This is a genomic window from Pedobacter sp. N23S346 (assembly GCF_048515415.1).
Lineage (GTDB): Bacteria > Bacteroidota > Bacteroidia > Sphingobacteriales > Sphingobacteriaceae > Pedobacter.
Genome location: NZ_JBLYEE010000011.1, coordinates 33917 through 47563, shown reverse-complemented (window position 1 = coordinate 47563; position 13647 = coordinate 33917). Strand labels below are relative to the sequence as shown.

The 13647-nt window shown below is 40.5% G+C and carries 9 protein-coding genes; 1 reads left to right on the top strand and 8 read right to left on the bottom strand.

Features of this window, described 5'->3' with window-relative positions; genetic code table 11:
* Positions 1-19: 19 nt before the first annotated feature.
* The 3 genes from ACN1CD_RS17945 to ACN1CD_RS17935 all read right to left on the bottom strand — a co-directional run bounded on the left by ACN1CD_RS17945 (position 20) and on the right by ACN1CD_RS17935 (position 3413).
* Positions 20-1069 (bottom strand): family 43 glycosylhydrolase, encoded by a 1050-nt coding sequence (locus tag ACN1CD_RS17945; RefSeq protein ID WP_419131778.1) that lies wholly within the window; start codon positions 1067-1069, stop codon positions 20-22.
* A 514-nt stretch (positions 1070-1583) separates the two neighbouring features.
* Positions 1584-2501 carry a helix-turn-helix domain-containing protein gene (locus ACN1CD_RS17940; RefSeq protein ID WP_419131777.1) on the bottom strand — a complete coding sequence of 306 codons (918 nt, stop codon included), beginning with the start codon at positions 2499-2501 and terminating at the stop codon, positions 1584-1586.
* A gap of 3 nt (positions 2502-2504) precedes the next feature.
* Positions 2505-3413 carry an NAD(P)H-binding protein gene (locus ACN1CD_RS17935; protein ID WP_419131776.1) on the bottom strand — a complete coding sequence of 303 codons (909 nt, stop codon included), beginning with the start codon at positions 3411-3413 and terminating at the stop codon, positions 2505-2507.
* A gap of 759 nt (positions 3414-4172) precedes the next feature.
* On the opposite strand from ACN1CD_RS17935, the gene ACN1CD_RS17930 reads away from it, so the two are divergent.
* Positions 4173-4541 carry a chorismate mutase gene (locus tag ACN1CD_RS17930; RefSeq protein WP_419131775.1) on the top strand — a complete coding sequence of 123 codons (369 nt, stop codon included), beginning with the start codon at positions 4173-4175 and terminating at the stop codon, positions 4539-4541.
* 104 nt (positions 4542-4645) lie between these two features.
* Here the strand turns inward: ACN1CD_RS17930 and ACN1CD_RS17925 are convergent, their stop codons facing one another.
* The 5 genes from ACN1CD_RS17925 to ACN1CD_RS17905 form a co-directional block, all read right to left on the bottom strand.
* Entirely contained in the window at positions 4646-7132 is a 2487-nt protein-coding gene (locus ACN1CD_RS17925) for a DUF4982 domain-containing protein (protein ID WP_419131774.1), read from the bottom strand.
* A gap of 72 nt (positions 7133-7204) precedes the next feature.
* Positions 7205-9748 carry a membrane or secreted protein gene (locus ACN1CD_RS17920; protein ID WP_419131773.1) on the bottom strand — a complete coding sequence of 848 codons (2544 nt, stop codon included), beginning with the start codon at positions 9746-9748 and terminating at the stop codon, positions 7205-7207.
* 85 nt (positions 9749-9833) lie between these two features.
* Complete coding sequence (locus ACN1CD_RS17915) at positions 9834-10919, bottom strand: glycoside hydrolase family 53 protein (RefSeq protein ID WP_419131772.1); 1086 nt, start codon at positions 10917-10919, stop codon at positions 9834-9836.
* Positions 10891-12006: a SusE domain-containing protein gene (locus ACN1CD_RS17910; protein ID WP_419131771.1), complete on the bottom strand. Its 1116-nt coding sequence runs from the start codon at positions 12004-12006 to the stop codon at positions 10891-10893. Before ACN1CD_RS17910 ends, ACN1CD_RS17915 begins: the two co-directional genes overlap by 29 nt.
* 16 nt (positions 12007-12022) lie before the next feature.
* Complete coding sequence (locus ACN1CD_RS17905) at positions 12023-13630, bottom strand: RagB/SusD family nutrient uptake outer membrane protein (protein ID WP_419131770.1); 1608 nt, start codon at positions 13628-13630, stop codon at positions 12023-12025.
* Positions 13631-13647: the final 17 nt, after the last annotated feature.

Sequence of the window (13647 nt, the reverse complement as noted above, 5' to 3'; positions counted from 1 at the left end):
GGTAGAAGCAGAATTAACACTATTCGTTTTGCGATGGAATGGGTAGTTCCTGATTGGTGCGAACCGGAATCCCAAAATTTGGCGAACCATCCGGATTCCAGCTAAACTTTTGTGCCCGTGGCGAACGCTGCCCGCCGCAGCCCTGCCCCGGCGCTGAATTAGCGTGGTATAAAATCCAGTCTTCCTTCCCGTCGGGAGATTTGAAAAAAGAATTATGCCCGGGCGCATAAACCCCATTTTCTTTAGATTGCTTAAAAACCGGTTGAGTGCTTTTTTCCCACGATGTCGCTTTTAACAAGTCTTTACCTTTTAGGGACAACATTCCCAAAGCGTAAAAATCTGTCCAGCACCCGCTGGCTGAATAAATCAGGAAAACTTTATGATTATGCATCAGGATTTGAGGCCCTTCATTAACATCCACATGAGGCGGATTGCTCGGATCATTTAAATCACCATGCTTTTCCCATTCAAATTGTGGAGTGGAGATTTTATATCTTTTGCCGTCGATGGTCCAGGGATTTTTCATTTTAGCAATAAAAATTTCCTGCTTCTGGTTGAGGTCTCCCTCCCATCCGGCCCAAACTATATATAACTGGTTTTGGTAGGTAAAAACAGATCCATCAATTGCCCATTTGTTGGTTGCATCGCCAACCTGTCCTTTAAGCACCCAGATTCCGGTTAGCGGATCTTTCGAGGTATTTTCCAATACATACATGCGGTGGTTTTTATTTTCGCCATTATCCGCAGCAAAATAAACGTACCACTTATGATTGATATAGTGAATTTCAGGCGCCCAGAGTTCTTTGGAATAGGCTGTATTTACTGGCGGAACAAAAATGGTTTTCTGTTGTGCTGATTTCAAATCTGCCAGATTTTTAGTTTTCCAGATCACCAGTTTATGTTGCATGGATTGGGTGTAATAATAATACCCATCCTTATAAATGCTCCATGGATCGGCTCCTGAGGGAAGCAATGGATTTTTAAAAGTTTGTGCGAAACTCACCTGAAAAATAAATACCAGTAAACAGGCAAGCAGCATTTTAAACATCACCATTGGTTTGTTTCTCATTTTTCCGAAATCTTATCTACCGTATATCGCTGTTAGTACCTATTGATATTTCCTAAACCCCTTACTATCATCTAATGCTAACAATACCCATTTCGAAGTTAGATTGATTTTTCTTTAAAAGATGTAATTATTTTGTTTCAAAATCTGCTCAGGGATCAGGAGGTTCTGGATGAAGGCACGTTGTTCCTAAGAAGCTGTCTAAAAATTATAATTTATCAACTTACGAAATTTCAAAAGCCTATGCGCCGAATAATTTTGCAAGTTTTGATCACAGTATCTTAAAACTTTCGAAGTATTTTCCGATACAAAGGCCACCAAAACTTCGCAAGTTGATTCTTCATCCATGAAATTTAGACAGTTTTTTAGAAATTGCAATAGTGTTCCATATTACATTTTACTTCAACATATAAATACCTGACTCCCTTGATAATTACCTGAAAAGCAAAATGCAGATCCTGCTGCTTATACAACACGATCGTCAAAACAGAAGGTCACGATTAACCAAAGACTAGTATTAATTGAAAGATTTTCTAAAGCTATTTGGACTCATTTCTGTATAACGTTTAAATAATTTGTTAAAAGATTGCGGGTGTTCGAAACCCAGTTGATAAGCGATTTCACTCACCGATAGATTGGTGATCAATAGCTTTTCTTTCGCCAACTCAATCAACTTATTATGAATGTGTTGCTGCGTACTTCGCCCGGTGAGTACCTTTAGTAAACCACTTAAATAATTTGGCGACATATTCAATTCTTCAGCAATATATTGAACGCTTGGCAAGCCTTTTTTATGCATTTCACCATCTTCGAAATACAATGACAGCATATTTTCGAGACGATTGAGGATGGTATGATTTGATATCTTTCTGGTGAGGAACTGGCGATGATAAAACCGATCGGAGTAAGTGAGTAGTAGTTCAAGCTGGGCAATCATCACACTCTGGGTAAATTTATCGATATTTGCATGATACTCTTGTAAAATGTTCTGCATAATGGCGGCGATAGTATGCTCTTCCTTCTCAGAAAGAAAAAGCGCTTCGTGCACCGAATAATCAAAAAACTCATTTTGTTTAATTGTTTTTGCTAGTGGCGTGTTCCAGAGAAAGTCGGGATGAACGAATAACATCCATCCCGAATGATTCAAGGCCTGCTCATCTTCCACCTCGATGCGAAATAGCTGTCCGGGCGAAATGAAAAACATAATACCTTCATCGAAATCATATTGTTGCTGGCCGTATCTCATTTTTCCGTTAAAATTTCGTTTTAGAGCGATGGAATAGAAATCAAATACAATGCTGTTTTCTCCTTTAGGCATGCTTTTCACGTCATCCAGATTAATCACACTAATGAGTGGATGCTCAGGCTTGGGTAAGCCTCTGAATTGATGAAATTCACTAATTTTTTTAAACCTATGAAAATGGGAATTGACCATATACTAAGCTAACGATTCTTGTTTAAAGGCGGCTGCAAATTCTTTTGCGTAGTCTGTCATTTTTACTTTTCCCATTACCGCGGGTTTATTTTGGTAATAGTCTTGCGCCAATAATCCACTGTGGAGTGCTGCATACATTTCCACTAAACCGGCAGCAATTTTCGGATTCATCCCAACGGATAATAAACCATTTAAAGTTTCTTCATCAGAAACAAGTACCCATTTTAAATCTGGTTTACCAATGGCTTTGCCTAAAATACTGGCGGTTTCATCTCCGTAGAGATCTTCACTTGCTACCGAACGAGCTTTCCTGCCTTCAAATGGTGTGGTTAATTCTTCGGCAACTGCCGCAGCAATATCAATTGGAGATACCCATGGAATAATATGATCGCCTCCATAATTGGCAGCAATGATGCCTGTTGATTTAATCATTGGAATATAACCAAGCAAATTATAGAAAAAAGAATTAGGGCGCATGTGCGTAATCGCTACATCCATGGGTAACTCATTTAAAATCTGCTCCACTTGGTGCGCACCTTTCAGAATCCCATTTCCTTCGGCTAAGTTACCTCCAATTGTGCTTAAGTTCACTACCTTTTTAACGGCTGAATGTTGAATGGCTTGGGCATAATTCCGACCGAGGGCTTTGTAATAAGCCAACAGATCGAGATTTGGATCGAAATAATTTCCGGGAGGCACCATGGTGTAAACGGCGTCTGCGCCTGTGAATGTTTTCGTTAAAAACGCAACATCATGCAATGAACCAATGGCTGGCGACGCACCAATTGATTCAATTTCCTGCTGTTTTTGTTGATTGCTACTGATTACGGTAACCAGATGTCCCTTTTGAACCAACTCTTCGGTTAACGGCTTGCTAATATGGCCCAAAGACCCTGTAATTATAATTTTCATTTTCTAATGTTTTAGTGTTTCAAATGTCCGAACAATCAATTCTACAGATGAAGCCAAATCTATCTTTGTTGTAGCCAAAAATGCGCAGAAAAGAATTTAAATGATAAGTTATCCTTTATAAGTGTAGATAAGAAAGTGGATTATCACGTGTATGGCTTTGAATTGAGGATAGCAATGATCTTTGATGAAATGGATTCTAATATGGTGCTGATTTGATTGGTTAGTGTAATAATGTAAATATCATCCTCCGGAATACAACCAAAATAATTCGTAGCCCCTTCCAGATTACCGGGATCATAAGCCCCCAGATCAACCACAAAAAAAACCGACGTCTTAAAAACAATCGGTTTAACTAAAAAATTAAAATTAACACTTAAAAAATATAGAACCTATTGAAACAGCGGTAACATTTGAATCGCTTAACAGGTATAAAGACTAGTAATTTACTAAAGACAATTCCCCTTCTTACCCTATAGGTCTCGGGGTTTTTACATTTCGGACATTTATGCGAATGAGCACTCAATTTTTGGGATGGATTAACAAGAAATAGACATTTAACATCACTAATATAAGGTCTCTGATAAAAAAAACAGGAGGTTATAGACCTAACCATTATATAAGTAGATAAACAAACAGTTTTAAAGCTTTATTTTTGATGAACAAAACACGCGATTCAGGATGATCCTCGCATTATCCAAAAAAAAATTATAAAAAATTCTTCTTCAATATTAGTTCTTACCGATTTAACGTTATGGAATTATGAAACTAAACAAATATTTACTCGTTGCGATTGCTTTAGTGCTCAGCAGCAGCATTCGCATGTTTGCACAATCGGCCCCATCTACCAATGAATTGGAAAGCAATCGGAAAAAGATCGATTCGCTCGACAAGCAATTGATTGAATTAATGGCAAAACGGGAGGTTATTGTGAAGGAGATTGGTATCTATAAAGCGAAGAACCATATTCCGCCTTTACAAGCTGCCCGCTTCCAGCAAGTGCTTCAAAAAAACATCGAAGCAGGTAAGAAACAAGGCTTATCGCAAGATTTTGTTACGGAAGTTTTCAATGCCATTCACAAAGAAAGCTTAAGGATTGAAGAAGATGTTAAAGCGCTGAATCCTCAATAATAAATTGCCCTAAAGGTTAATAGTGTGATGTTTACCTCAACCTAATTTGAGGAGTTAAACATCACACCATTGTATCCTGAATAATGAGAATTAAACGTATGTTATTACTTTCCTGATGTAATCGACAATTCGGCACTTTTCAGCGATTTCCCCTTTACTTTCAGCACCATTTTACCGGGTTTGCGGCCAGACTGTACCAGGATCACCAACTTACCACTAAAGAGTTTCATGGTTGGTTTGTTGAACATTTCCAGTGAGGTGGCATCGCCATTGCACACGGCTTTAAATTTTCCGTCCCCGGTCACTTCAAAATTTAATCTTTCATTTGTTGTCGGGCAGGGAATTCCATTTTTATCCACTACAGTAGCCGTTACAAAAGAGATGTCTTTTCCATCCGCAACGATTTGTTTGCGGTCTGGGTCTAGCACAATGCGATAGGGCTTGCCAGCGGTTACTCTGGTTTCTTCAGCAACGGCCTTACCCTGCTGATCATAAGCCACCACTTTCAATGTTCCTGGTTCATATTTTACATCCATCCACATCAAACGGTAACGGTTTTGAGGGGTAGAATTGTTTTTCTTTTGCACGCCTAAACTCCTGCCATTTAAGAAAAGTTCTGCGCTTTCATAATTAGTATACACGAAAACTGGTGTAGTTTGTCCTTCTCTACCCGCCCAATTCCAATGCGGAAGTAAGTGCAGGGTCGGTTTTTCTGTATTCCATCTGCTCCTGTACAGGTAATAACGATCCTTCGGAATCCCGGCCAGATCGCACATGCCAAAATAAGAGCTGCGTGATGGCCAGCTTTCATCATAAGGCGTAGGTTCACCCAGGTAATCGAAACCTGTCCACACAAATTCGCCGATTACCCAGGGCTTATCGTCCTGCATTACAAAGTCATCATCCGGCACGTTAGACCAGTCGCAACATTCTAAATCATAGGAGGAACTTTGAAAATCGCTATAGGTTTTGTTCTTGGCTTTTACCACAGGAAATTTATAAATCCCCCGCGAACTTACCGTAGAAGCTGTTTCGGAACCCAATAACATGCCCTGAGGAAATGCTTTGTAAGCTTCATCATATAAATGTACGCGATAGTTTAAACCCGGAATATCCAGTAAGGCACCAAAACCAGAAGCCATAGTGGCCTTCACCTGATCCATACCTACCGTTACCGGACGAGTCGGGTCTTCCCTATGGAAAATTTCCTGCAACCATTTTGCCCGTTTCACTCCTTCAGCGCCAAATTGATCTGGCACTTCATTGCCCGAACTCCACATCACAATACATGGGTGGTTCCTAGTCGCTTTAACTAAATTCACAACATCTTTTTCAGCATCCTGCTGGAAGAAACGATGATAACCATTCTCTACCTTGGCTTTTGCCCACTCATCAAAAGTTTCAGCGAGGAACATAAAACCAAGTTCATCGCATAATTCCAGTTGTTCTAACGAAGGCATATTGTGCGAACTGCGAATGGCATCGCAACCCATATCCTTCAAAATCATCAATTGTCTGCGGAGTGCGGCAACATTAATGGCCGTACCCAGCGGACCTAAATCGTGGTGTAGACAAACACCCTTAAACTTGCGAATGGTACCGTTCAGGCTAAAACCCGTTCCGGCTACATAGCTGATGCTTCTTACTCCAAAACGGGTGGTTACCTCATCTAAAATCTTATTTTCTTCATATAATCTCGAAACAGCCGTATACAAATAGGGCGTTTCCGGACTCCACAGATTGGGGTTCAGGATTTTAATGTTTTGATCTGCCTCATTACCGAAAATCGTTTTCGCCGTATCAATAGCGACCAATTTACCTTTCGCATCTAAAATCTGCGTAACCAGTTTTGCATCGGTTGCAGAAAGCCTGGTTTTGATGTTTACCTTGGCAAAAGCCTTGCTCACTTCTGGTGTAGTGATACTTACCCCCCATTGTTCGATGCTCTCTTTATCTTTAGTAATTAAGCGAACATTGCGATATAAACCGGCACCCGGATACCAGCGTGATGATTTGGGCTGGTTGCTCAAATGTACAGCCAACACGTTCTTTTGGCCTGCTAAAACATGATCTGTAATGTCTATATAAAAATAATTGTAGCCGTAATTCCATTCGCCAACCTTCACCCCGTTTAGATAAACTTTTGGTTCACTCATTGCCCCATCAAACTGCAAAATGATCCTTTGCGTTTTCGCACTGGCCGGTAAACTGAATGTATTGCGGTACCAAGCTTCGCCGATATAAGGCAATGCACCCGTACGGCCGGTTTTTTCACTTGGCTTCGATTCGCCATTTTGCACAATGGCCACCATCTGCTTATCAATTTCCTTATCAAAAGGTCCTTCAATTGCCCAATCGTGAGGAACGGCAACGGTTTTCCAAGCCCGATCGTTAAAATCTTTTGCAAACGAGGCTTCGTTTTTACCCTTGAAAAACTTCCATCCATCGGTAAGTAAAACTTCTGTTCTTTGTTGACTAAAAACATGAAACGTTGCAGTGATTAGCAACAGCATGAGGAGGAAACTTTTGAACAGATAAGATCTTCGCATAATATTAATGGGATGCTGTTTAATAAGCACTTTAATTTTCATAAATGATCAATATAAAAAGAATATGGTGTTAAGCTCATAACAAAGCGATGCGTATCGCCCATTTTACAAAGCTTATTTCAAATAAATAGATGATAGGCTTAATGTAATTGGTTGAACCTGCTCACTATAACCAAATGTAACTTCGAGTTTTTCAATTTGTTTTAAGTCAAAACTGGCTTTTGTTGGCGATTGATAGTATAATGGCAGGAAACCTGGATATGGTCTTGGCAATAACAATTGCTGGTCTGTTTTCAACTGGTTTAAAGGAATCTCTATTTCCTTAAAATCCTGATCAGCTGAAATCTCTTTGGAAAAGAAATGTGCATCGGTATCAATTAAACCTACTTTTACTTTTGTATTCTTAATGTTCGATTTCAAGCGGATCACCAATGTTTTCATACCGGATAAATCAGAATTCCTCCCAGACAGGTAATCTGCAATAAAACTTTGAAAGCCGATTATCGCCGCTTTTTCGGGCGCATTCATCGAAAGTTTTAATTCAAGGTTTAATGGATTTTCAGATGAAGTGAATTCCATTTTATTATTCTTCCAATCTGGATTATAAATATTGATGTTATTCCGATCTGTATCAGGATTAAAAATCTCCAATTTTGCATTTTTCGCGGCAACATAGGTTTGATAACTTTCTGTTTCCAGTTTATCCCATGCATCCGGATTGCCCGTTATATTTCCCGGGAAGGTGATATAATTTCCCTCCGTTTGCCGAACAATAACTTTATAATTTAACAAACCAGGTTTAACAAAATCAGCAGGAATGGTAGTTGCAAGGCTATTGGCATCAGTTTTTTTCAAACCAATGGTTTTCCATTGTCCGACAGCATTGTTCAGTTGTAGATATACAGAATCTTCCTTTTTTAAACCAAAAGCCTCAATATTAAGCACAATATCTACATTTTCACTTACTGTTTTTAATGGGCTGTGTTTCACAAATACACCACTTAAACTGGCCTTGGGTGCTACAAAATCGCAAAGTAAAATATCCTGATAGGCATCTTTAGCTTTTAAGGCCGACTTCACTCCTTTTTTCACTAAAAGATAAGTTCCGGGCGTGATCTCAAATTGCCCCTGGTTGGCAGAAAAGGCATGATCATTTCCGGTATTTAAGCCTTTAATGCTGAATTCGTTCCCCAAATCCGGAAGGTTAATGCTCATTGCTGATTTCGCCCAACTGATGGCCGTTACGGTTTTTTGAGGGGATGCTTTGGCAAATGGATCAGCAATTGGAACGGCATCGGGCATCACTTCCAATCGCCAAATGCCATTGGCAACCTGATCAATAAAGTAAGCGCCTTTACCCTGATAGTTTACAACCGGCGAACTCCCTACACCAGCCAGATGTTTAATTTTAGCCGGATCGAGCGGCTTTGTAGTGGTTGAATTGGTATAATAAAATGCTTCGGTTGTATTCATTTCGCTCAGCGATTTTTGATAATCTAAGTTGAAATTGCCAAAACTGGTTTCGCTACTTTGTTTTAACAAACTGGGAATCTGATGAAATACCTTTGAGGCGATGAGTAAACTTATTGCCTTAGATGGCGTGTAAGCAAGGTTTAAATAATGTGTTTGGTATTCGGTATTGGCGTAGGCCGTTGCCATCGGATCGTAAGCGAATTGAGTGGCCCATTGGAAACCCGCAACCCTGAAACTTTTCGCCATGGCCGGATACATGATGGGTGCCATTACATCACCTGCATCAAATTCGTAAACTACTTTTGCACGGTTGGCAAAGTTAGGAATGGTATCGAATGGAATTTTATACGCAGCTACGTTTGGCAAAAAATTACCTTTTAAGGTATGTCCCGCTACCAGGCCAGTTGGGTACCATTGAAAGCTATGTCCCTGAACATCTGCTTTTACAATCGCCGCAGCATACTTTGGCGATTCACTGATGTTATAAAAAATGGGTTTTGTCCAGCCGGTACTTTTTATGGCATTTGCCATCCTGTTAATGTATTCTGTAGTTCTTTCTAGCACGCCGCTATGTTGTGGTTCATTGTTCACTTCCGTAGCTAAAATATCGGCATCTTCCTGGTAAGTTAAACCTGTATATGGATTTTTATGTTTAAAAAATTGTTTCAGATAGTTTTCCTGGGCTTTAAAAGCAGCTTCATTAATTAAGGCATCATGTTTACCATATTTACTGGAAAAACTTCCGGTACGTTCATCCTTTTCAGGGTATCCGTTTCCCCAGAAGGCAATGGGTGTAACCAGGGTTTTAATCTTTCTTTTCTTCAGTTCGGCCAGGAGGAAATCGAATAGTCTTAAATGTTCATTATTAATTAAATTCCCAAGAGAATCTGAAATCTCTGTATCCCAAACATGCACCCTGAAGGCATCTAAACCTAACCTTGAAAAATGGTAAACATCATCTTTGATGGCCTGTTCTGCACTGGTACCCATTTTGGCTATGGCACGATTACCATAAGCAAATGGCGCAGTATAATTGGTGCCGAAAAAAGCTGCTTCCTTTTGGTCTTTTTCCCATCGGATAACGCCCTTGGGATCTACATAAATGCCTTGCTTATTTTGTGCAAATGCAAAAAATGCGGAAGCAATTAAGACCAAAGAAAGTAAACATTGTTTATTTAAAATCATATGAGATGAGCACTTTTTAATTTAGCCGGGTTAAAAATTCCCGGCTAAAACTATTTTACCATTTGGTATATCTGTTTATTGCAAATTAAGGCAAAAATGCATCCATCGCAACTGTTGGTTTGCCAGAATCATCAAAAGCGCCTAGCTTGTAGCCGTTCCAGCTGTTATAAGATTGTGGCTCCCAGTAAAAAACACCCAGGCCTTTGTTATTGGCCAGTGATTTGTTTTTCGCCAAAATGTCTTTAATAAAATCCCGGCAAGCTACTGCATCAGTAGCCGGCATTCCAACTTCGCAAATCATTACATCAGAGCCATAACGCGAAACCATATCATTCATATTAGCTAAACACTGCGTATTTTTTGTAGACCAGTCTGCCGCAGTTGGATATAGCGACATCCCCACAACATCCCATTTTGCACCGTTGGCTTTTAAGCCGTCGAAAACCCATCTGAATAAACTGTTATCAAAACCGTTGGAGATATGCACCACTACCTTTGATCCCGGGTTTACGGATTTAACACCGTCATAACCCGACTGAATCAAATCGGCAAAGTTTTTCATGCTTACCGATGCTTTTCCATCGTTCCACAACATGCCATCATTGGTTTCATTTCCAACTTGTACCCATTCCGGGATGATATTCTCGGCTTTCAAAGCGGTTAAAACAGCAACCGTATGGCTGCGAACCGAGGCTTTTAAAGTTGTAAAATCCTGATTTGCCCATGCCACCGGCTTGTTCTGCTGTGCAGGATCGGCCCATGAATCACTATAATGAAAATCGATTAACAAGCGCATATTTGCCGCTTTTGCACGTCTTGCCTTTACCAGTACATCGGCTGTATTATTATAACCAGATGCTGGATTCACCCAAACTCTTAAACGAATGGTGTTGATGCCCTTATCTTTCAGGATGGTAAATAAATCCTGCTGTACGCCAGCGCTGTTGAAGAACTTTTGCCCTACGGCTTCCATTTCGGTTACCCAACTTACATCGGCCCCTTTTGCATAAGTACCTATCGCATCGGGTTCAGGATAAATTTGTGTTTCTCCCTTAATTGTTTTTTTGCAGGCTAAGCTGCCTACCAGGATAATGGCCAAAAAACCAACCCGTTTTATATATTTTGCTGTAAACATGTTGATTTTATTTAATGGCGTAAGTATAGTTTCCATCTCCGGCACTTAAATCTAAAGTGACCGTGAACACACCTGTTTTAGTAACTGGAATGTTAATTCCGCCCCAGCTTGGTGCGCCAGCAAACATTAAATTACCAGCTGCATCTACTTTGTAACTAATATCATAGCCGCCATTACAGGTGAAAACAAATGATTTTCCGGCAGTTAGTGCAACATTTGCAGCTTCCAGTTTACCTGTCGCCGCGTTGAAGTTTAGTGGAGTTGAGGAAAGGCTCCAGTTATTATCATCACCAGAAATAAAGAATTTCACAGGCGTATAATTGATGGTTAATGCATCAACATCTGCATTCACCTTTAAGTAAGCTGGTGATGGGGTAAGGTATAAGTTACCACTGTTCAGGCTCATGGTGGTTGCTGTTCCGCCCCAACCATATACCCTATTGGCATCTAAACTAGAAACCAGTTGAAAGGCATCACCTCCAAAACCATCGGCGTTTGGCAAGTTTAAATAACCTTCGTATTTACTGTTAAATTTGGCGGAGGTTAATAGAAATCCATTCGTTCTCGTTGTTGGCGTTTTCCATGAGTTCCCTCCTTTTACCATTAAAGCCGGGTATTCAATTGTAGCTTTATATGGATTTACGGTTAAAGTAATGGTAGAATAAACAGGCTTAATGGTAGAAGCCACACCTGTATTTTGGGTTACTTCGGCTTTTAATCTCACCGCCAGGGTACTTGCCGTACCTGTTGGCAGCATTAATTGTACGCTGGTGAGCGAATTAAAATCCGCACCTGTATAGGTTCTTGTCAATGTGCCCTGCGGAAGTTTAACTACCACAGCATTTGCCCAGGCATTTGCACCGCTCGTATCAGCAGGAAGATCAAACTCAAGTGAATAAGTCGGAACTACGGTTGCACCGAAATTCGCTGCATTAAAACTGAAGGTAACCACATTTGATGCATCGTTCGCAGCAGTCAAAACAACAGCCGGAACAGAACTTTTAAATGCCAGAGTAGTGGCTGATGGCGCTGTAATAACATTAGTACTCTCCTCCTTTTTACAGCCAGATAATATTCCGCATACCAGTAGCAGTAGGAATAATTGATTATATGTTTTTTTCATTTTTCTGAAGCGTTAATTAGTAACCAGGATTCTGACGAAGATTTGGATTGGCCGAAAGATCGGTTGGAGGCAATGGATACAGGTTAAATCTGCTATCTACTGCCGCACCACCTCTTACGCCACCTTTCCAGGCCCATAAATAAGCAGCAGTAGTAAACCTACCGTAACGGATTAAATCTGTTCTGCGTGTAGCTTCATACCAAAGTTCTCTGCCACGCTCATCTAAAATAAAATTAGTAGTTAAGGCACTAGAGGTGATGTTTCCGGCTGCACTTCCATTGTAAGCACGGGTGCGCAACCTGTTTACATAGTCGAGTGCGGTTGTTAAACTTCCACCTGTACCACCTCTCAACACCGATTCTGCATAGGTTAAATAAATTTCACCTAAACGGAAGAGTGGGAAATCGATATCAGAGAAATCTCTCGCTACATCCTGATTAGGCGCTGGTGCGCCAGAACGGGTTCTATTTCTGTATTTGGTACTCGAATAACCATCGGTAGAAGTGTAAAGATCAGTTACTTCCAGGTTTTGGCCGGTCATATAAAACTGCGCCCTGGTATCTGTTGCACCTGTACGGTCTGCAAATAAGTTTACAAATTGCTGGGTAATGCGCAAGCCGCCCCAGCTTCCGCTAGAGCCTGAGATATCACCAGGTACCCCCGCCGGACCGTGCATTAAGTAAGTTGTGCCACCAAAATTTTGCGTGCTGCTACCATCGTAGTTAATGGTTAAAATAAATTCATCTCTGTTTAAATGGTTATCTGCAGTGGTTAATTCACGATAATTGTTGTGCAAAGCATAACCAGCAGCGATAATTCTATTGCAATAAGTAATGGCATCGGTATACCTCGCCGTTCCGGTGTATACTTCAGCATTCAGGTAAATTCTGCTTAGTAATGCCCATGCTGCCGCCTGATCTGCACGACCGTATTCGTTTGTTCTTGCTGCAGGAAGGTCGGTTTCTATCGCCCTGAGTTCCGTTTCTACATAATTAAATAAATCTCTGCGCTGAATCTGCGCAGGCAACTCCGTACCTCCTATTTGGGTAGCTTCGGTTACCATAGGTACATTTCCATAAAGATCCATCAATACTGAATATTGGTAGGCCCTGATGAAACGCGCTTCTGCCCTGAATCTTCTCACTTCAGTTGCATCTGCACCTGTAATTCCGCGTCTGTTCAAATTATCATCTGATGATTGATTGATGAAATCGTTACATAAGGTGATCTGAAAGTAAGAACGGTAGTATAATCCGTTAATGATGGAGTTACTGGATGACCAACTCATTTCATGCAAACCTTGAATCCCACCATCACTCTGCCAAGACCAAACGGCTTCATCTGTTGTGAGTTCCTGCAAATTCCAGTATAAACGAAGAAAATCTGAGTTACCTTCATCCCTGATAATTTCAGTTGGGATATCTGGCTGGCCAACAGAAGCGTTGCCGGTAAGTGCAAATGCACCATATACTTTAGCCAGAGATTGTTTGTAGCCGCCTACGCTGGTGTACACATTATCGGCAATTAAATCGTTGGTTGGCGTAAGATCCAGCTTGGTACAGCCAACCATTAAAACTGTGGTAGTGCAAACCAGCAGCATAAATTGTAAAACACGTAGTTTCATATATTTTGTATTAAAAC

Coding starts and splice junctions, on each gene's coding strand:
- ACN1CD_RS17910 (WP_419131771.1), bottom strand. CDS start 12,006: ATGAAAAAAACATATAATCAATTATTCCTACTGCTACTGGTATGCGGA.
- ACN1CD_RS17940 (WP_419131777.1), bottom strand. CDS start 2,501: ATGGTCAATTCCCATTTTCATAGGTTTAAAAAAATTAGTGAATTTCAT.
- ACN1CD_RS17925 (WP_419131774.1), bottom strand. CDS start 7,132: ATGAAAATTAAAGTGCTTATTAAACAGCATCCCATTAATATTATGCGA.
- ACN1CD_RS17920 (WP_419131773.1), bottom strand. CDS start 9,748: ATGATTTTAAATAAACAATGTTTACTTTCTTTGGTCTTAATTGCTTCC.
- ACN1CD_RS17915 (WP_419131772.1), bottom strand. CDS start 10,919: ATGGAAACTATACTTACGCCATTAAATAAAATCAACATGTTTACAGCA.
- ACN1CD_RS17930 (WP_419131775.1), top strand. CDS start 4,173: ATGAAACTAAACAAATATTTACTCGTTGCGATTGCTTTAGTGCTCAGC.
- ACN1CD_RS17935 (WP_419131776.1), bottom strand. CDS start 3,413: ATGAAAATTATAATTACAGGGTCTTTGGGCCATATTAGCAAGCCGTTA.
- ACN1CD_RS17945 (WP_419131778.1), bottom strand. CDS start 1,069: ATGAGAAACAAACCAATGGTGATGTTTAAAATGCTGCTTGCCTGTTTA.
- ACN1CD_RS17905 (WP_419131770.1), bottom strand. CDS start 13,630: ATGAAACTACGTGTTTTACAATTTATGCTGCTGGTTTGCACTACCACA.